Origin of the sequence: Novosphingobium malaysiense (assembly GCF_000802225.1) — a bacterium.
GTDB lineage: Bacteria > Pseudomonadota > Alphaproteobacteria > Sphingomonadales > Sphingomonadaceae > Novosphingobium > Novosphingobium malaysiense.
Genome location: NZ_JTDI01000001.1, coordinates 628012 through 647488 on the forward strand (window position 1 = coordinate 628012; position 19477 = coordinate 647488).

19 protein-coding genes are annotated in these 19477 nt (G+C 64.2%); 11 read left to right on the forward strand and 8 right to left on the reverse strand.

Translation table 11 applies throughout. The features are described from left to right. Nucleotides 1-16: 16 nt before the first annotated feature. Entirely contained in the window at nt 17-1372 is a 1356-nt protein-coding gene (locus tag LK12_RS02715) for a GntP family permease (RefSeq protein ID WP_039279011.1), read from the reverse strand. A 176-nt stretch (nt 1373-1548) separates the two neighbouring features. Between LK12_RS02715 and LK12_RS02720 the strand changes: the two genes are divergently transcribed. Continuing rightward, nucleotides 1549-2841, forward strand: coding sequence for an HD-GYP domain-containing protein (locus tag LK12_RS02720; protein WP_039279014.1), 1293 nt, complete (start codon nt 1549-1551; stop codon nt 2839-2841). On the opposite strand, the gene LK12_RS02725 is transcribed toward LK12_RS02720, so the two are convergent. Both LK12_RS02725 and LK12_RS02730 read right to left on the reverse strand, forming a co-directional pair. Continuing rightward, a complete protein-coding gene (locus tag LK12_RS02725) occupies nt 2842-4626 on the reverse strand; it encodes an SLC13 family permease (protein ID WP_331454115.1) in 1785 nt (594 codons plus the stop codon). It lies immediately after the preceding gene. A gap of 13 nt (nt 4627-4639) precedes the next feature. Further along, complete coding sequence (locus LK12_RS02730; RefSeq protein WP_039279015.1) at nt 4640-6205, reverse strand: carbon-nitrogen hydrolase family protein; 1566 nt, start codon at nt 6203-6205, stop codon at nt 4640-4642. A 191-nt stretch (nt 6206-6396) separates the two neighbouring features. Here LK12_RS02730 and LK12_RS02735 point away from each other — a divergent pair, with 191 nt between their 5' ends. Continuing rightward, entirely contained in the window at nt 6397-6669 is a 273-nt protein-coding gene (locus tag LK12_RS02735) for a hypothetical protein (RefSeq protein WP_039279017.1), read from the forward strand. Here the strand turns inward: LK12_RS02735 and queF are convergent. Beyond that, nucleotides 6666-7127 (reverse strand): preQ(1) synthase, encoded by a 462-nt coding sequence (gene queF, locus LK12_RS02740; RefSeq protein WP_039280175.1) that lies wholly within the window; start codon nt 7125-7127, stop codon nt 6666-6668. The genes LK12_RS02735 and queF overlap by 4 nt on opposite strands. A gap of 137 nt (nt 7128-7264) precedes the next feature. On the opposite strand from queF, the gene LK12_RS02745 reads away from it, so the two are divergent. The 4 genes from LK12_RS02745 (at nt 7265) to LK12_RS02760 (ending at nt 11358) form a co-directional block, all read left to right on the forward strand. Beyond that, nucleotides 7265-8536, forward strand: coding sequence for a hypothetical protein (locus LK12_RS02745; protein WP_039279019.1), 1272 nt, complete (start codon nt 7265-7267; stop codon nt 8534-8536). A 28-nt stretch (nt 8537-8564) separates the two neighbouring features. Continuing rightward, nucleotides 8565-9779 (forward strand): cystathionine beta-lyase, encoded by a 1215-nt coding sequence (gene metC, locus LK12_RS02750; protein WP_039279021.1) that lies wholly within the window; start codon nt 8565-8567, stop codon nt 9777-9779. Then, nucleotides 9776-10840, forward strand: coding sequence for a mechanosensitive ion channel family protein (locus LK12_RS02755; RefSeq protein ID WP_039279023.1), 1065 nt, complete (start codon nt 9776-9778; stop codon nt 10838-10840). Before metC ends, LK12_RS02755 begins: the two co-directional genes overlap by 4 nt. Before the next feature lie 104 nt (nt 10841-10944). Then, complete coding sequence (locus LK12_RS02760) at nt 10945-11358, forward strand: acyl-CoA thioesterase (protein WP_039279025.1); 414 nt, start codon at nt 10945-10947, stop codon at nt 11356-11358. 31 nt (nt 11359-11389) lie between these two features. Here the strand turns inward: LK12_RS02760 and LK12_RS02765 are convergent, their stop codons facing one another. Together LK12_RS02765 and LK12_RS02770 are read right to left on the reverse strand one after the other, a co-directional pair. Continuing rightward, nucleotides 11390-12286, reverse strand: coding sequence for a sensor domain-containing diguanylate cyclase (locus tag LK12_RS02765; RefSeq protein WP_231568214.1), 897 nt, complete (start codon nt 12284-12286; stop codon nt 11390-11392). Between the two features lie 300 nt (nt 12287-12586). After that, nucleotides 12587-13267 carry a helix-turn-helix domain-containing protein gene (locus tag LK12_RS02770; protein WP_039279030.1) on the reverse strand — a complete coding sequence of 227 codons (681 nt, stop codon included), beginning with the start codon at nt 13265-13267 and terminating at the stop codon, nt 12587-12589. A 171-nt stretch (nt 13268-13438) separates the two neighbouring features. Between LK12_RS02770 and cobA the strand changes: the two genes are divergently transcribed. Genes cobA through LK12_RS02795 form a run of 5 tightly spaced genes read left to right on the forward strand, consistent with a single transcriptional unit; the run spans nt 13439 to nt 17417 of the window. Next, nucleotides 13439-14242 (forward strand): uroporphyrinogen-III C-methyltransferase, encoded by an 804-nt coding sequence (cobA, locus tag LK12_RS02775; protein WP_039279032.1) that lies wholly within the window; start codon nt 13439-13441, stop codon nt 14240-14242. Continuing rightward, on the forward strand, nt 14239-14535 hold the full coding sequence (locus LK12_RS02780) for a DUF2849 domain-containing protein (RefSeq protein ID WP_039279034.1): 297 nt from the start codon (nt 14239-14241) through the stop codon (nt 14533-14535). Before cobA ends, LK12_RS02780 begins: the two co-directional genes overlap by 4 nt. Continuing rightward, a complete protein-coding gene (locus LK12_RS02785) occupies nt 14535-16169 on the forward strand; it encodes a nitrite/sulfite reductase (RefSeq protein ID WP_039279036.1) in 1635 nt (544 codons plus the stop codon). The genes LK12_RS02780 and LK12_RS02785 overlap by 1 nt, the downstream gene beginning before the upstream one ends. After that, on the forward strand, nt 16162-16593 hold the full coding sequence (locus tag LK12_RS02790; protein WP_039279038.1) for a DUF934 domain-containing protein: 432 nt from the start codon (nt 16162-16164) through the stop codon (nt 16591-16593). The genes LK12_RS02785 and LK12_RS02790 overlap by 8 nt, the downstream gene beginning before the upstream one ends. A 26-nt stretch (nt 16594-16619) precedes the next feature. Beyond that, on the forward strand, nt 16620-17417 hold the full coding sequence (locus tag LK12_RS02795) for a phosphoadenylyl-sulfate reductase (protein ID WP_039279040.1): 798 nt from the start codon (nt 16620-16622) through the stop codon (nt 17415-17417). Between the two features lie 6 nt (nt 17418-17423). On the opposite strand, the gene LK12_RS02800 is transcribed toward LK12_RS02795, so the two are convergent. Both LK12_RS02800 and LK12_RS02805 read right to left on the reverse strand, forming a co-directional pair. Continuing rightward, on the reverse strand, nt 17424-18251 hold the full coding sequence (locus LK12_RS02800; protein WP_039279041.1) for a hypothetical protein: 828 nt from the start codon (nt 18249-18251) through the stop codon (nt 17424-17426). Further along, a complete protein-coding gene (locus LK12_RS02805; RefSeq protein ID WP_156135364.1) occupies nt 18248-19399 on the reverse strand; it encodes a GNAT family N-acetyltransferase in 1152 nt (383 codons plus the stop codon). The genes LK12_RS02800 and LK12_RS02805 overlap by 4 nt, the downstream gene beginning before the upstream one ends. Nucleotides 19400-19477 lie beyond the last annotated feature (78 nt).

Genomic DNA, 19477 nt, shown 5'->3' on the forward strand with positions numbered 1-19477 from the left:
CGCAAAACACAGGGGGTCAGGTCAGCGAAAACAGCCCTATCGCCACCGCGAGCCCGAGAATGGGCACGAGAACCGTCAGCACACCGACGGCAGGATAGGCGTCGTGGTGTGTCTCGCCGCAGATGGCGCGGACTGTGGTCACGACATAGCCATTGTGCGGCAGGCTATCGAGCGCGCCGCTGGCGATGGCAACGGTACGGTGGAGTTCGGCGGGGTTGGCCCCCATGGCGAGATAGGCCGGTGCGAGCAGCGGCAGCGCGATCGTCTGACCGCCAGAGGCCGATCCGGTCAGGCCGGCGATCACGGTCACGGCGATGGCGGCCCCGATGAGCGGGTCTCCGGGGATATGTTGTACGGCATCGAGCGCCATCTGGAAGGCGGGCGAGAGCGACGCGACCGCCCCGAAACCGACGACGGCGCAAGTATTGGTGATGGCCACCACCGCCCCGGTCGCGCCGCGCGAAAAGGCAGCGGGCATGGTCCCGCGCGAACGCACGCCGATCAGCACGGCAATCGCCGTACCCGCCCCGAGCGCCACCACCAGCGCCCACTTGCCCAGCGAAGCGCCGGGCAACAGCGCGGAAACGGGGCCAAGCGTCTGCGGGTACTGAAAGACCATAAAGACGGCCAGCACCACAACGAGCGGCAGCAAGCACAGCAGTGGATGCGGCAAGTGGCGATCGGCATCGACCGTGTCGTCGCTGGGCCGGTGCTCGAACCGCTCGCCCCGCGCCACGGCCCGCTTCACCATGCGGTCGAGCAGGAAATAGCCGAGCCCGGCCATCAGCAGCGCCACGACAAGGCTGACCTGCCAGCCGGCGTAGGCATCGGTTCCCAGATATTGCATCGGAATGAGGTTCTGGATCTCGGGTGAGCCGGCGCTGGTCATCGTGAACGTGACCGAGCCGAAGCACAGCGCGGCGGGTATGAACCGGCGGGGCAGGTCGGCCTCGCGGAAGAGGTGCACAGAGAGCGGATAGACGGCGAAGCCGACAATGAAGACGGACACGCCCCCGTAGGTCAGCACCGCGCAGGCCGCGACGACGGCCAGAACCGCGTGGCGGATACCGATCTTGCGCACCACCCATTGCGCCACGCTTGCCGCAGCGCCGCTGGCACCCATCACCTCGCCAAAGATGGCGCCGAGCAGGAACATCAGGAACCAGTCCGCGAAAAAGCCCGTAAACCCTTTCATATAGGCCGTGGCAAAATCGGGCGCGCCTTCGCCGGCAAGTGGCGGCAGCCATGCGATGCCGCTGGTCAGTGCGACAAACGCCGCCGCGATAGGCCCGGCGAGCAGGATATTCACGCCCCGCACCGTCATCCAGATCAGCAGAATAAGAGCCAAAGCAAGACCGATGGCACTGATCAAGGCGCTAATCTCCCCTACCCTTTCCCGAACAATGCCCGCATGTTGCAGATGCGACCGAGCCTTGTCCATTCAGCAAATTGCCAGTTCGTTAATACGGTGTTTGCCAAAGCCTTAGCGACTCCGTTTATGACCGCTGGCGTATGACGACAGTCTGAAAAAGAGTTTGGCGGTCGCACATGGCATTGAAAGAGATTTCCACGTCTGAAGTTGAAATGGGGATGTACATTCACAGCTTTCAGGGAAGCTGGTTGAGTCATCCCTTCTGGCGCGCACGCTTCCTGATAGAAGACGACGAACGCTTGCAGGCGGTGCGCCAGGCCGCGCTGGAAGGCGTCGTTATAGATACCGAGCGCGGAATCGATGTCCGTGCCCCGTCGGAAGCTCCGCCAGCGCGCGGACCGGCCCTTCATCCCGCCCTGAAGACGCCAAGCCGCCGCACCGTGTCGGTTGCTTCCCCCGCACCGGCATCCCCTGCGCCATCGATCCGTGCAGCCGCGCCGCGCCCTGGCACGGTCACGGTCGCGCGCGAATTCGGCAATGCTCGTCGCGCGGCCGGCCAGGCGCGCAAGGTCATATCGAAAGTCTTCATCGAAGCGCGGCTCGGCAAGGCACCGCGCGTTACCGAAGTTACCCCAGTGGTGGAAGACATCTATGCCTCGATCGAGCGCAACCCCTATGCCTTCTCGGGGCTGATGCGCTGCAAATCGGAAATGGAGGCGATCTATCAGCACATGTTGTCGGTCAGCGCGCTGATGGTTTCGCTGGCCCGGCACATCGGCATGTCGCCCCAGGAAGCGCGAACTGCCGGAATGGCAGGGTTGCTGCTCGACGTCGGCGTCAGCCGGCTCGATATCGACCTGGCGGATCTCGATGGCGGCATCGAAGGCATCGACCCGGACCTGTGGCATCGGCACTGCTACATCGGCCGCGATCTGCTGGCCGCAGCCGAGGGCGTTCCCGAAGAAGTGCTGCAAGCCGTCGCGCGCCACCATGAGCATGTGGACGGATCGGGCTTCCCGCAGGGTCTGGCGAACCGGGAGATCGATCTCATCTCCCGCATGGCCGCCGTCTGCGACAAATTCGATCTCCTCGTGTCCGGTGCCGCTACCGGCACCCCCTGGGACCCTGCCGAGGCAATGCGCACGATGATGGGGCGCGACGGGGCGTACGACAGCGAGATACTCGCCCGTTTCCAGGAAGCGATGGGCGTCTATCCGGTGGGCTCTTTCGTCCGATTGCGCTCCGACCGCATTGCCATGGTGGTCGATCAGGACGCGTCCGAACCGGCCCTGCCGACCGTGCGAGCGTTCTATTCGGTCGCCACCGGCAAGCACGTGAAGGCCAAGACCATCGAGCTTGCCAACTGCTACGGCGAAGATGCGATCACCGGCATTGCCGATCTGGCCGAGTTCGGGCTTCCAGCAGCCGAAGACCTGCGCGAGCAGCTCTTCACGTTGGGCGCGAAGTAGCTAGATCCCGTACCAGAACACCAGCGAGGCCGACAACGCGGCGACCATGATCAGCACCAGTGGTATGCCCGGACGCAGGTAGTCGCCGAAAGTGTAGTCGCCTTCTGCCAGGATCATCATGTTGGTCTGGTAGGCTACCGGGGTTGCGTAACACAGGTTACACCCGAAGAGCACGGCCAGCACCAGCGGCTCCGCCGGCAGGCCGAGCTTGGCCGCGATGTTGAACGCGATGGGTGTCCCGACCGCCGCGGCCGCCGAGTTGGAAGCGAAGTTCGTCAACGTGGTGACGAAGACCATGATGGCAGCCAGCACACCGGCAGGCGGCAGGTATTGCAGCCATGCTGCCATCAGTCCGCCCAGCCAGCCGGCAGCGCCCGAGACCAGCATGAATTTGCCGAGCGCGATCGAGGCGGCGACCAGCACGATGACCTGCCCCGACAAGGCCCTGCCGACGCGCTCGAAGCGCACGCAGCCCGTCGCGAACATGAGAATCGCCCCGGTCAGCGCCGAAATCGCAATCGGGACGAGACCTGCAGAAGCCAGGCCCACGGAACCGAACATGATGGCGAACGCCACAGGGGCCTTGCCCGAGCGTACGATCTCCTGACCACCTTCGAGCTGCAACAGACCGTCGGCCTCTGCGAAACGATGCAGGTCGTCCGGCATTCCCATCACCAGCAGCACATCGCCTTCCTTCATTGGCGCGTCGGGCGTATGCGGCCGCGTGTCGCGAAGCGGCTGGCGAACATGGTGGATGCCCAGCATCGCGACGCCTTCGAAGCCGGCGGTCTTGGGCGTGAGACCGATCAGCCGGCTGTCGGGAGCGATGATCATCTCCGCCACCATCATGTCCTTGCCCGAACGCCCCGAATCAGCGCGGATGCGTTCGACGAGCCAGTTGGGAGCCAAGGTCGCGGAAAGCTTCCGCGCGGCTTCCTGCAGCCCCTCGAACGTGCCGGTTGCCAGGACGCGGTGACCGACATGCCCGCCCGCCCCCGGAGGCAACCACGCTTCCACACCATCGGGCAGGCGCCCGCGCGCTTCCTCGATGGTCTTGCCGCGCAACGTCGAGTCCTTCGCAATACGCAGCTTGGCAAGGAAGTGCCGGCTCTCGACCGCGACAGCACGGGTATTATCGGGCAAGAGCCGCGGCATGACGAGCCACATGTAGGGCAAGGCCGGAAGCATCGCGAACAGCACGATGGGCGTGAATTCGAAGACGTTGAGCGGCCGCATGCCCAGATCGTTGGCAATCGACACCACAAGGAGATTGGTGGACGTTCCGATGGTCGTGGACATGCCGCCGATCAGGATGGCCGCATTGACCGGCATCAGCGTCTTGGACGCGGGCATGCCGCCTTGCACGGCCATCTGCACCAGGATCGGGATCATCAGAACCAATACCGGGGTATCGTTGATGACCATGCTCAAGAGCATGCAAACCACCAGCGTGAACAACAGTGCGAACGACTTGTTGGTCCGCCAGATCTGCGCAAGCGCGCGCGCCGCCGGATCGAGCGCGCCGGTGACGACCATGCCGCGGCCGAGAATCATCAGCGAACAGATCGTCACGAGGGCGTAGTGCCCGAAGCCTTCGAAGGCGAGTGCAAGCCCTGCGTACTTGTCCTGCCCCGGCATCGGGAAGACGTAGAGCAGCAGCGCAATCGCGGCGATTGTCAGCAGCGACACCAACTCGACCCGCAGGCGGCCGTTGATGAAACCATAGAACATGCCCAGCGCGATCAGGATCGCCCCGGCCGCGTGAAGGTCTGGCAAATATTCCACGACGTTCGAGCGCTCAGCCCTGGGCCTGCGTCCATTCGACCCGGTAGAGGTCGAACCGCCGGTCCTTGAGGTTCTGAACTGCGCCCGACTGGCGCGCGGTCAGCAGAGAATCGAGGCTGAGATCGGCAATCGCGATCGTCTCCGTGTTGGGTGCGGTATCGGCCGCGACACCATCACGCGAGAAGGGGAAATCCGACGGAGTCAGAATCGCGCTTTCGGCGTAATGCACGTCCATGTTCTCCACGTTCGGAAGGTTTCCTACCACACCAGACGTAACGACATAGCACTGATTTTCCACGGCGCGCGCCTGGCAGCAGTACCGCACGCGCAGATACCCGCGCCGCTCGTCGGTGCAGAACGGCACGAACAGCATCAGCGCCCCCTGGTTGACGAGGTGGCGGGCAAGTTCGGGAAACTCGCTGTCGTAGCACACCATCACCCCAATGGGTCCGCAATCGGTAGGAATCACGTTGGCGCCATAACCGCCCTTGATGCCCCACCAGCGGCGCTCGGAGGGTGTCGGGTGCAGTTTCTGCGTTTCGTGGACAGAGCCATCGCGCAGAAAGGTGTAGGCGATGTTGCGAATTTCGGTTTTACCGCCACCAATCTTGGCTCGGGTCGGGTGTGTCCCCCCGACAATGTTGGTGTTGTAGCTGACTGCCATGCGCTGCATGAACTCGACGAAGCGCTCGGTGTAGTCGGCCACCTTGTCGATCGCCTTGGCCGGTTCAAGCTTGCGCTCATCGATGGAAAGCAATTCGAGCGTGAAAAGCTCGGGAAAGACAACGAAGTCGCTCTCATAATCCGCGGCGACGTCGACCCAGTATTCCACCTGCTCCTCGAACTGGTCGATGGTCTCGATCCGTCGCATCATGAACTGGACGGTTGCGACGCGCACACTGGAGGGCACGCGTTCCTTCAACCCCGGTATCGACTTGCCGGTATCACGCGGGGCCAGCGGGTTGGTCCAGTACATGAGGACCGCGCAGCCGCCGCTTTCCTTGTCGTTGGGAATATAGTCGCGCAGGATGCCGTGGGGCTCGTATCCCTGGTTCATCTGGAAGTTGATGACTTGGTCGCGGACCTTCTTTTCCTTCACCGCCTGAAGGTAGTCGGCAGGATTGGGATAGGTCCGCTTGCGACGATAGTAGCCGGGCATGCGGCCAGCGAAGGCGATGCCTTTCAGCTCGAAGTTCTGGCACAGTTCCTTGCGCTTGCGATAGAGCCGCTGGCCGATCCGCAGCCGGCGATAGTCGGGATCGACGCAGACCTCGAATCCGTAGAGGACGTCGCCATCCTCTGCCGGCGGACGGCCGTAGCCGCCGTTGCTGATTTCCTCCCAGGTATGCGGCTTGAAGGCGAGATCGGCGGTGACGATCATCGTCGCGCAATGGCCCACCACCTTGCCTTCGTACTCGGCGACAAACTGGCCTTCGGGGAAATTGATGACCTGCCCACGAATTTCGGCGCGGGTGAAGGCATCGGCCTTGCCGTAGACCTTCTCGGAAAGGCGCGCGATGGCGGGAGCGTCGGCCACAGTGGCTTCGCGGATGATGAGTTTCGCTTTGGTCTGATCCATGGGAGGCACTCTTACGCGCAAGGTTTCACGCGGTTCCAGTGGGGAATTGCTCGTCGGCGCAGCCAAGGAGGAAAGAATCCGGCTGCAAAGCGGCGTCGGGACAGGAATCTAGGACGAATTCAGGAAATTTCGCGCCGCAGGGATAAATTCTGCTCCTCGTTCGTTCTCCTTGATAAGAAAGGAGATATTGCATGAGCGCAACTTTATTCGCCTTGGCCCTGTTCGGGTGCTCGGACGACGGCACTGCCTGCCAGCGCCTTGCTGCTCCGGTCGACACCTACAAAACCCAGGCGGAATGCTCGGGAAAGCTCGATGAAGCGCTGAGTACCGAAGCTGCGCGCCGCGCTGACGCTCCGACCGTGTTTGCACAATGCCTGACCAGCCGCCAACTCGCGCTTCTCGGCAAGGGAACCGTGGACCTCACCAAGGTCAACGGCGTCCAGTTCGCTTCGGCCGGATTCTAGCCTCGTCCGCGATAGCCCTGGACACCCTGTTCGGGCACCCAGAGACCTTCCGGCGCTGCGCCCGACTGCCAGAATACGTCGATCGGGATCCCGCCGCGCGGGTACCAGTAGCCGCCGATGCGCAGCCAGTGCGGTTGCATTTCATCGAACAGGCGCTGGCCGATGCCGACCGTCACGTCCTCGTGAAAACCGCAGTGGTTGCGAAATGCCCCGAGGAACAGCTTCAAGCTCTTCGATTCGACGATAGTGGCCTGCGGGGCGTAATCGATCACGAGATGGGCGAAATCGGGCTGCCCGGTCACCGGGCAAAGCGAAGTGAATTCAGGCGCGGCAAAACGCACCAGGTAGAGTGTTCCGGCTCTCGGATTGGGCACGTAATCCAGCACGGCCTCCTCGGGAGAGGAGGGGAGGGTGCTTGTCTGGCCGAGGTGCAAAGGGGGCTTTGGAGTCTCGCTCATGTCGCAGCCCATGCCGCCTACACCGGGTTCTGACAAGCGCGGTGTCGCCGGTTCGACGGCTCGCCGCCACGACTGGTCGTGACAAGCGAGGACATTAAGATGCCATTCAGCGCGCTGGGGATTTGGGATGTGCCATCATGAGGGGCAAAACCAAATTCCTGTCGCGTGCCGTCGTGCTTGCCGCTTTCGCGGCCTCCGGCCAGGGCGCGCATGCGCAACCCCTGCAGGACTGGAGCCTGCCCGATCCGGATTCGACCTCGTCCGCTCCGGCCGTGCAAGGCCCCGTAGATCAGCAGAATCCGGTAATTCGTCCGGCCGAACCAGAGCCGACGCCTGCACCCACCATCACGGCGCCGCCTTCGCCGCCCCGTGATGCGCCGAGTCCCGCGCCGGCCCCGCGCCCGACGACCTCCCAAGCCCCAGCTCCCGCTCCAGCGCCGGCACGAACGCCATCCGCGGCGACGACGCCGGTCGAGCAGACGGCGACAGCGACCGAACGACCGACGGTCGAGGCCACGCCGACCGCTCCCCCGACGACCGCTCCGGCTGCTGCTCCCGAACAGCTTGGCGACGAAACCCCGCAATTGGAGGAGCCGCCGGCCACGGTGAGCCAACAGCGGGACTTGTCCATGTGGTGGTGGGCCATTCCCGCCGTAGTTGCCCTGCTGGTCCTCGGGCTGGCGTTGCTGCGGCGTCGCGCGACCCAGGCCTCGACCGAAGAGGAAGAGGCCGTCGCGCGCGCCGCACGGCCTGCCGCGCCCCCCACGCAAAGCAACACCGGTGCAGAGCCGCAGCGCGAAGCCCGCAGCCCGCCGGCCACCGCGCCTGCAATGGCACCGGCCACCCCGCCTGCCGTCCCCCGTGGGGACGAGATCGTCCGCGCTCGCGGGCAGATGGATTTCCAGCCGACGACGCTGCGTCTTTCGCTGGTCTACGCCACACTGCAATTCCATCTCCAGCTTACCGCCAGCACCGAATTTCCGGCCGGCAAGCTGCTGGCGGACATGATCTCTGCGCACGGGTCGCTTCCGCAGGACATGCAGTTGCGACCGCCGCCAGAGGCGCTGCAGACGATCGAGAGCTTTCCACGGCTGGCGCCGGGGCAGGTGCTCGACATCAAGGGGCAGTTGCAACTGCCGCTCAATGCGATCAGGCCGGTGCAGCAGGGAGGAGGCCAGTTCATGGTTCCGCTGATACGGCTGGCCCTGCTGGGCGACGATGAGCCGGGCCTGCCGCATCTGGAACTGGGATGCGTCTTTACCGTGGGCCTGCCCGGTTCTGGCCCGGCCCTTGCCCCGCTGCGCCTCGACACGGGCCCGCGCGATGTCACCGGCCTGTCCGCGCGCGAAATCGAAAGTGCCCGCCGCACGACGCTCTTGGGCCTCGACCACGCCCGCGCGGCGGGCTAGGCTTCTCTCCTCGCAAGCGGAGAGTACTTTGAGCGATACCAGCAAGTTGGCAAATGCGCGCACGGGAACCCGCCTCGTCGGCGCGGGCCGGCGCAAGGAATGGACCGGCCCGGTCGTCAATCCGCCCGTCTGGCGCGCCAGCACCCACCTCTATGAAAACACCGCGTCGCTGGCCGAAGGACCGCGCCGCAATGAGGACGGGCGCTTCTTCTACGGCCGCCGCGGCGCCCCGACGCAATGGGCCCTGAGCGATGCCCTGACGCAGCTCGAACCGGGCGCGACCGGCACCGTCCTGTACCCTTCCGGGGTCGCAGCCATTGCCGGGGTTCTGCTCACGGTGGTCAAGCCGGGCGATGTCCTGCTGATCAGCGACAACGCCTATGATCCCAGCCGGGCAATGGGCAAGGGATTGCTGAGCGATTTCGGCATCGAGCCCCGCTTCTTCGATCCACTCGACCTTGCCGCCTACGAAAGCGCATTCTGCGAACGGACCAAGGCCGTCCTGCTGGAAGCGCCGGGCAGCCTGTCCATGGAAATGTGCGACATGCCGGCCATGGCGCGCATCGCTCGGGAAAAGGGCGCGATTTCGGTGCTCGACAACACCTGGGCCGGCCCCCTCGGGTTCGCAGCGCTCGAGCATGGCATCGACATCACCCTGATGGCCTTGACCAAGCACGTTGGCGGTCATTCCGACCTCATGATGGGCAGCGCCAGCGCCGGACCAGACCTTTACCCGCGGCTGCGGCAGCGCGCCCAGCAGTTGGGCACTGTCGTTTCGCCCGACGATGCCGCGCTTGCCTTGCGCGGCCTGAGGACCCTGCAGCTGCGCCTGGAGCAGGAGACCGAAAGCGCCCTGCGGATCGCCCGGTGGCTTTCGAACCGCGAGGACGTGGCACAGGTTCTCTGCCCCATGCTTCCGGGCGCCCCCGGACACGACTTGTGGAAGCGAGACTTCACCGGTGGCTGCGGGCTGTTCAGTTTCGTCTTCCGCGGCGGCAACGCCGCCGCCCGCAACCGTTTCGTGGATGCCTTGCAACTGTTCGGTATCGGCTTTTCATGGGGCGGATATGAAAGCCTCGCCCTGCCGATAGACCCCTCCACCTATCGGACCTGCATGGCCTGGCCGCCCCGCCCCGGCGAGGCGGACAACCGCTACGGCGTTCGTCTGTCCATCGGGCTCGAGGATACCGACGATCTCATCGCCGACATCGAGCAGGCCCTTTGCGCCTGGCGCGCCGAATGATCTCGCTGCTGGCATCAGCCGCCACCGAGGTGCCGACCCCGGACGCAAGCGGCACTGCCGACCCCGGCGTGCTGGTCTCTTCACCGAGCCCGACGCCAACCTTGATAGTCGACGAGCCGGTCGCCGGTGCCGAGGGTCTGAAAAACGCCGTGGCCGCCAAGAGCGGTACCATAGGGCACTTCATCAATACCCTGGACAGCCTGGCCATCCAGATCGGCAGCATGCGCGTATCTGCCTGGGACATGGTCGTCGTGCTGCTCGTCCTCGCCTTGGTCTTCTCGGTTGCATGGGGCGTCAGCAGGCTCGCCCACCGGCTGCTCGCGCGGGCGACCCGACTGGACATGGCGCAGCGGCTGTTGATCGACAAGATGCTCAGCTTGATGATCTGGGCCATTGCGGTGCTGGTCGGCATAGACATGCTGGGCATAGACCTGACGGCGCTGACGGTCTTTTCCGGTGCCTTCGGTCTGGCCATCGGGTTCGGTCTGCAGAAAACCTTCGGCAACTTGTTTGCCGGGATCATCCTCCTGATGGACAAGTCCATCAAACCGGGCGACGTGATCGCCATCACCGATCAGGGAGGCAATTCCACCTTCGGTCAGATCCGCCGCATCGGAATTCGCGCCGTCTCGCTGACCACGCGCGACCAGAAGGAATACCTGATTCCGAACGAGAACCTGATGATCAATCAGGTGGAGAACTGGTCCTATTCCAGCAAGAACGTGCGTGTCCAGGTCCCCGTGGGGATCTCCTACAACTCCGACATCGTGAAGGCCGAGGAACTGATGCTCAAGGCCGCCCGGTCGGTGAAGCGCGTCCTCGACGCCCCGCCCCCCACGGCGTGGCTGGACGCCTATGGCGACAGCTCGGTCAACTTCATCATCCATTGCTGGATCACCGATCCGGAAGAAGGCATCGGCAACGTCCGCTCGCAGGTTCTCAAGGCCCTGTGGCACATGTTCCATGAGGAAGGCATCGAGATCCCCTTCCCGCAACGCGACATCAACCTGCGTGACAACCAGGCCCTTCAGGAACTGCTGGCAGCGATGCGCAAGACCTGAGACACTTTCCGTGCCGCGCGAAGCGAGCGAAAAACCGGTCTGCTTGTTCAAAAATCCCGGCAAGCCGGTATCGCGCGTCGCCTGAAAATGGTATTGACGTATACGTGAAGCAAGCGATTCCCCACCGTTTTCCAATCGGCATCGATCCCGACGACATCGACTTCATGGGTCATGTCAACAACGCCAGCTATCTCAAATGGGTGCAGGCAGCCGTGCTGGACCACTGGCGTGCGCTGGCCCCGGCGGACGCGATCGCCCGGCACCTGTGGGTCGCGCTCAAGCATGAGATCACGTATCGCAAGCCCGCCTTTCTGGAAGACGACGTGATCGCCACGGTTATCGTCGAGAAGGTGCAGGGCGCGCGCGCCTGCTACGAGACCGTGATCCGGCGCGGCGAGGAAGTGCTGGCCGAGGTGAAGTCGAGCTGGTGCTGCGTCGATGCCGAGACCATGCGCCCGTCGCGCATTGCCCGCGACGTGATCCAGCGGTTCTTCTTCCCGGCCCCCGAGAGCGAATAGCTCTTTCCGCGGGCATTGCGCGCTCTGCCGTCTAGTGGCGGACCTTCTGCAAGGCCTTTTCCATTTCGAGCCGGTTGCGGCCCTTGGTCTTGGCGACGAACAGTGCCATTTCGGCGCGCTCGATCGTCGAATCCAGGCTGACGCCGATCCGCGCCACACTGGCGCTGGCCGTGATCGCAAAGCGGCTTTCCCCGACGCTTTGCCTCAGTTCGGCCAGGGTGTTGATCACCCGGCTGCAGATCGCCTCTGCCTCCTGCGGGCTCGTGCGCGGCAGCAGGACGGCGAACCGTTCGGACCCGATCCGCGAGATCAGGTCGTCCGAACGCAACATCTCGCGCAGCAGGTCGGAAAATACCACCAGCACTTCGTCACCGGTGCTTTGCCCGTACTGCATGTTGATCGTTCGGAAAAAATCTATGCTGAAAAGGGCGAGGCAGCCGTCCATGTCCTTTTCGATCATGTGTTCCAGCATTGACACGAAAGCCGCGCGATTGGTCAGCTTGGTCAGCGGGTCGGTGTAGGTGGCCGCAAACAGCTGCTGTTCCAGGTTTCTGCGCTGGTCTATGCTGCGCATGATGCTGACGGCACCGTAAGGTTCGCCATTGTCGTTCTTCAGCGCCCTTGTCTGGATTTCGAACCAGCACTGCCGGTCATCGCTGGTTATCGCGGGGAACTCCACCCAGTCTCCCGAGTTCGAGCCGGCAAGGGCGTCGCTGTAGGCTCGCTCGACACCCTTTCGGGCCTCGGGCGCAACAAGATCGAGCAGACGCATGCCGACGCGAATGTCGGGCATGCGAAAGCCCTGCTTCTCAAGCCCAGGCGAAGCATAGACGATATTTCCCGCCAGATCGGACTTCAGGATGATGTCGGAGGTGCTCTCCGCCAGCAATCCGCAGATAGCGGAACTCTCCTGAAGCGTGAAATTCATGCCCATTCCGGTAATGCCCCGAATTCCTGAAATTGACACGGAGCCAGGAACGAAAAATCGCGAGCTGAAGAATGCAAAAATCCGGAACCCGGAAAATAGTTACTGCTCGTGATACACCTTACCCCGGCCCTATAAAGTTTTATAAAAGCATAAGGCTGGTTGCCCCTGTTATATAACGAACCTTATGCTTTTTCTTTGTTATTCAGTTATTTACCATCGACTTCGGGATTCGAAAACCCCAAAAAACCTGAGGGTTGGCAGGCCTGCGCGAAACGTGAAGGGAGTTCCGGAACCGGGACCCTAGAGCTCGATCATGATGCGGATCTTGTCGGGCGTCGTCTCGACGGCCGCGGCGATCTGATCGCGGCAGCGGGAGATGAGTTCCGGCAGACCCGGCACCGTGCGGCTGGGCTTGAGATCCATGCTGGTGACGCCCAGGGCCTCGGCAATCGCGTCAAGGCGGTCTTCGATCGGGCGGGCCCGTCCCTGCTCCCAGGCCCAGACCGTAGGCTTGCTCACGCCAAGGCGGGCGGCGAGTTCACCCTGGGTGAAACCGCGCAGCTTGCGCAGCCGGTGGATCCGCTCCCCCAGGCTTTCGCCGCCGATCGGGGCGGGGCCCACAGGCTGCGGGGCCGGACCGATGCCGGTCTTGTTCTGCACCGCACTGCGTAGTTGCGCAGCACTGAGCGTGGCTGGCGATAGCGGTGCCTCGAAGGCGCAGCCATAAAGCCGGTCGCTCGCCCAGGCGACATGCGCACGCATGGTCCCCGCCTCGGGCAGTGCGACATCGATCGTATCGCCGATCTCCAGTTCGTTGTCGGTCTCCAGCAACAGCCCGGTTTCCGAGACATTGTGGACAAGCACCTTGGCGGCTACGCCGGATTCCAGGGCGCCCTGGGTTTCCAACAGCAGCCTGCGCCGGTTGGCACGTGGCTGGCCCTCGCTCGACATTGTTTCTTCGAAGTGCGCCGAAATCGGCATAAATCAGTCTCCCGCGGAGACTCGAATCGTCAACCCGTCAGGTTAAGATTCGGTTAGCGAGGGGGTTAAGCGAGGTCCTAACGTAACATCACGGAACGGCTAAAGCTGCCCTAATGCCGTACAAAGTCATTCTGGCTGGCGATAAGAGGCCAAACGCGCCATCTCGCCACCATGGTAGCGAATCCCTCCCTCACCGGCCGCCAGGCCCCTGTCGGCAAGGTCCATCTTGTCGGCGCCGGCCCGGGCGACCCCGACCTTCTGACGCTGCGCGCGGCAAGGCTGCTGATGAGCGCCGGCCTGATCGTGCATGACGGGCTCGTCGATCCGTCCATCCTCGCGATGGCGAAGCCGGGCGCGCGCATGGTTTCGGTCGCCAAGAGCCGCTCGCGTCACACCATGAAGCAGGAGGCGATCAACGACCTGCTCGTGCGCGAAGCGCTGGCAGGCAACGACGTCGTGCGCCTGAAAGGCGGCGATCCCTTCATCTTCGGTCGCGGCGGCGAAGAAGCCGAGGCCTGCCATGCGGCCGGCGTTCCGGTCGAAGTGGTTCCGGGCATTTCTTCGGCCCTAGGTGCAGCCGCGGCCGCGCAGGTGCCATTGACCCACCGCGATCACGCCTCGATCGTCTCGTTCGTCGCCGGTCAGTGCAAGGGCCTGACCGACCAGGACTGGTCGGGTCTGGCCGGGAAGGGCCGCACGCTGGTGATTTTCATGGGCGTAGCCACGGCACCACTGATCAGCGAGAAGCTGATTGCCGACGGCCTGACCCCGGACATGCCGGTTGCCGTCATCGAGAAGGCGACCCGCTCCGACATGCGCGTGCTGCGCGCCCCCCTTGCCGGCCTGGCCGATCTGGTCGAGGCCGAACGGGTCAAGAGCCCGGCTCTCATCGTTATCGGCGAAGTCACCGCCGAACCCGACCACACCATTCGCGCGCTCGCATCGCAAGCCGGGGCGCTGGAGACGACACCATGAAAATCCTGACCGGCAACGACCTCAAGAGCGGCGCGGTCGTCTGGTGGACCGGCGTGGGCTGGTCGCTCGACGTCAACAACGCTGCCGATGTCGGCGAGGACGGGACGAAGATCATTGCCCGCGAGGAAGGCGCGCAGAACGTCTTTGCCGCCTATGTCATAGATGGCGAGAAGACTTCCGACGGGGTGCGCCCCGCCCATATCAAGGACCGCATTCGCGCCTTGGGCCCCACCGTGCGCCCCGACCTGACGCTCAAGCCGTCCGACCCCGAAGCCGTTAACTGGGTGATCTGATGTACAAGTACGACCAATACGACCAGCAGATGGTCGACACGCGCGTCGCGGAATTCCGTGACCAGGTTCGCCGCCGCCTTGCCGGTGAGCTGACCGAGGAGCAGTTCCGCCCGCTGCGCCTGCAGAATGGCCTCTACCTGCAGCTCCACGCCTACATGCTGCGCGTCGCGGTGCCCTACGGCACGTTGAACTCGGCGCAGATGACGGTGCTGGGCGATATCGCGGACAAGTACGACCGCGGCTACGGCCACTTCACCACCCGCCAGAACATCCAGTACAACTGGATCAAGCTGGAAGACACGCCTGACATCCTCGCCGATCTGGCGAAGGTGGAAATGCATGCCATCCAGACCAGCGGCAACTGCATCCGCAATATCAGCTCGGACCAGTACGCGGGCGCCGCGGCCGACGAACTCGTCGATCCGCGCCCCTATGCCGAGCTGCTGCGCCAGTGGTCGAGCTTCCACCCGGAATTCCTGACCCTGCCACGCAAGTTCAAGATCGCAGTAATCGCCAGCGAGACCGACCGCGCGGCCATGCGCCTGCACGACATCGGCATCAAGATGGTGAAGAACGACGCGGGCGAGATCGGTTGCCAGTTCTACGTCGGCGGCGGCATGGGCCGTACCCCGATGATCGGCCCGATGATCAAGGAATTCGTGCCGCTCGATCAGCTGATCACCTATTCGGAAGCCTGCCTGCGGGTCTACAACCGCTACGGCCGCCGCGACAACAAGTACAAGGCGCGCATCAAGATCCTCGTCCACGAGTTGGGCAAGGACGAATATGCCCGCCAGGTCGAGGAAGAGTTCGCGCACCTGCTGAGCCAGGGCATCGAACCGCCGCTGGCCGAACTCGAACGGATCAAGCCCTACTTCGACGATCCCGCGTTCGATACCGGGGCATCGGATGATCTCGACTTGTCCGATTCCGATTTCCGCGTCTGGGTGGAGCGCAACTGCCACGCCCACAAACAGGCCGGCTATACGATCGCCACGGTCAGCCTGAAGCCGATCGGCGGCATTCCGGGCGACGCCAGCGCGGACCAGATCCGCCTGATGGCGCAGCTGGCCAAGGACTACAGCTTCGACGAACTGCGCGTGACCCATGCGCAGAACATCGTCTTCCCGCACGTGAAGAAGGCAGACCTCTACACGCTGTGGCAGAAGCTGGACGAGGCAGGCCTCGGCACCGCGAACCTCGATTCCGTGGGCGACATCATCGCCTGCCCCGGCCTCGACTATTGCAGCCTGGCCAATGCCCGCTCGATCCCGGTCGCGCAGAAGATCTCCGAGCGCTTCGGCTCTGCAGAGAAGCAGGCCGAGATCGGCGAGCTCAAGCTGAAGATTTCGGGCTGCATCAATGCCTGCGGCCACCACCATGCCGGCCACATCGGCATCCTCGGCGTCGATAAGAAGGGCGTGGAGAACTACCAGCTCCTGCTCGGCGGCTGCGAAGGCGCCGACACTTCGCTCGGCAAGATTACCGGACCCGGCTTCGACGAGGACGGCATCGTCGATGCCGTCGAGAAGGCTACCGGCGTCTACCTCGCCAACAAGCAGGAAGGCGAGCGCTTCCTCGATACCTATCGCCGCATCGGCATGGATCCGTTCAAGGAGGCTATCTATGGTTGAAGTCCAGTTCCGGTTCCGTGACGACGAGGCGGTCAACGATCCCGCCGTGACCGTGGATGCCTTCACCGAGCAGTCCAATGCCACTGCGGTGCGGATCGAGCCGGGCGATGATGCCCGAGCGCTGCTGCCCTACCTCGATCAGCTTGCGCTGGTGGAAGTGAACTTCCCGGCCTGGACCGATGGACGCGGCTATTCCTCCGCCCGTATCCTGCGCGAAGCGGGCTACACCGGCGAAATCCGCGCCGTGGGCGACGTGGTGATCGACATGCTCAGCCACCTCAAGCGCTGCGGCTTCGACGCGTTCGCGCCGGAGCATCCGCTCAACCCCACCGACGCACAGAACGCGTTCGAGCGGTGGGACAATGTCTATCAGGCCACCGCCGATGGCCGGAAGCCGATCTGGGCGCTGCGGCACCAGAGCTGAAAGGACTTCCCGAAGGGACTGACGATATGACCGACGCGACACGCATCCGCGACCGCATCGACACCGGCCCGCGCTTCAGCGAGGCCGATGCCGTGCGCCTCAACCGCCTGTTCCGGGGCGCCGACACGACAGAAATGCTCGAGACGATGCTCAAGGAACGCATGGCGGGCGATGTCGCGATCGTGTCCAGCTTCGGCGCCGAGTCCGCGGTGCTCCTGCATCTCGTCAGCCAGGTCGATCCCACGGTGCCGGTCCTGTTCCTGGAAACCGGCAAGCACTTCCCCGAGACCTTGGCCTATCGCGACCAACTGGTCGACCGCCTGGGCCTCAAGGACCTGCGCAACCTGACGCCCGATGCCGAGGAGCTGGCGAAGAAGGACGAAAGCGGCCTGCGCTGGTCCTACGACCCGGACGGCTGCTGCGAGATCCGCAAGGTCAAGCCGCTGGCCAAGGCGCTGCTCGGCTTCGATGCCTCGATCACCGGCCGCAAGGCCTTCCAGGCCTCGACCCGCTCCAGCCTGCCACGCTTCGAAATCGACACCACCGACGAACAGGGTCGGCTCAAGATTAACCCGCTGATCGACTGGTCGCCCGAGCGCATCGCCGCCTATATCGCAGAGCACGACCTGCCGCCGCACCCGCTGGTGGCCGAAGGCTATCCCTCTATCGGTTGCTCGCCCTGCACCAGCAAGGTCGCGCCGGGCGAGGATCCGCGCTCGGGCCGATGGAAGGGGTGGGACAAGACCGAATGCGGCATCCACGTTCCCGGCCAGGACGACGGTCCGTCCAGCGAGCTGCCGCCGGGCTTCGATCCGGTATTCTGAGCGACGCTAACCCAGCCTGTCCCTGAGCCACCACCAGGGCAGGTAGGGGCGCTCCAGTAGCTTTTCCGCGGCATAGGGCCACCAGCCCGGTCCGAACGGCCAATACAGCCGGACAGGCACCCCCAGCGCCTTTGCCACTTTGCGAGTGCGATTCCCTGGCAGACCGCGGAGCTGCTCGAGTTCGCAGGGTGTTCCTGCATCGAGCAAGACGCGGAGGGCCCGTTCAGCCAGAGCGGGATCGTGGGTGGCCACGCCTACCGGTGCCTTGCGGCCGGCCAGGGCCCAAGCGATATCGAGATAGGCTTGCGCGAAATTGGCAACATCGCCGCCAGGGTCGGCCCATTCGCCCTTGACCAGGCGGATCCGCATCGGGGTGTCGCGGAATCTTGCGGCGTCGGGAGCGGTGCGATGCCAGCGGGCAGGCAAAGCCACGCCCGCTGCCGGAAACTCGTCGGCCATCCACGCGGCCAGTTCCATCGTCTGCTTCGCCTGGGCATGCGTCAGGGCATCGAAGACGACGGTCATTCCCGCCTCGCTTGCTGGCCCGGCGACTGCGCGCAGGTTGGCCTTGTCGAAGTACAGAGGCGATGCCTTGATGGCTAGGCAGGATCCCGCACGCACGCCGTGCATTTCCGCCGAAAGGCGGGCACAGGCTTCGATTATCCCTGCCGCCACCCCGTTCCAGGCCGGAAAGTAGCTTAAGGTCGCAGCGATTCCCCGGCCTTCAAGCGCGCGGGCAGCCCGTGCGGCAGCCGCGGCATCTGCCGCCGGCGCGACAGCCTCGACCGTGCGCGACAAGGCCTGCTGCATTCTCGTGGCGAGCCCCGCGCTCATCCAGCCTCCCCTCCTCGGCGGAAAAGCCGGCGCGGCAGGCGCTGACGGCCCCAGATTGCAGCTTCGGCCAGGAGTGTTGCCAGACCGCGCGGGTTGAACGGATACGTCTGCACGCGCAGGCACGGAACGGCATCCTGCGTCCATGCCTCGGCAATCCAGGGCTCGACTTCTCCCAGCATTTCGAAACCGCGCAAGCCCCGATCGGCGGCATCCTTCAAGGCAAAGAGCATCAACAGATTGCCGGGCGAGCAACGGGCAAACTCCTCGTCGAATCCGATCTTGAAGAGCCAGTAGCGCCGCTGGAACTCGACCGCGAGTTGCATGGCCACCGGGCGCCGATCGATGCGCATGAACGCGATTCGGCAGCGCCCTTCGCGGCATGAGCGCAGGAGAAAATCGCGAAAGAAAGCACCCTTGGCAGCATCGCTTCCCAAGGCCGAACCGGACTCGCCTTTCCAGCCCCGCTGCTCGACACCGACGGCCTGTTCGAACAAGTCGTCGAAGGTGTCCGGAGCCGGTTCGTGCATTTCGAACGTGACGTCGCCCAGCGCATCGGCCCGGCGCCGGGCGCGGCGAAAATCGGAACGACGGCCAGCGTTGAAGCGCAGCTCGGGATCTGCCCCATCCGGTTCCAGTGCCATGGTGGGCCAGGCCTGTGCCGGTCGCGCAACGACGAATGCCCTTCCCTTGGCAGCGTGGCGAAGGGCAGGTACCAGCAAGGAGTCGGCCGGGACGCGATCGAGCCGCAGCGGCCGCGCAAGGCCGACCACTTTATGCGCCAACCGCCGGGCCGCGACACCATCGCGGCAAAGAGCATCGACAGGTTCATAGACCTGGCGCACACCTGCTGCATGCCAGCGCGAAAACGGGCCTGACCGGCGACACAGCGGGAGTATGGCCAAGGGCTTGCCACCTTCGCAGATCGAAACGACCTTCAGGATCCGGCCGGGAAGCATCGTGCCAGCCAGCGCGGCGTGAAAGGCATATGTCTGGGAAGGTAGCGTGGCCGAGGCTTCCATCTCCCACCACCCTTTGGCCAGCATTTCGTCGCGCAACGCGATCGGCGCGGAAAGCCCTCCGGCTTCACGCGATTCCTGCGGTTCCGGCAATTCGATCCATGGCCGCTCGTGCCGCATGGCCTCCGCCAACGCTGCGCGACGAATGTCGCTTCCAGAAGGTGTCTAGGCCAAGAACCCCTTATTCGTGGTTAACTTGGCATACGCACG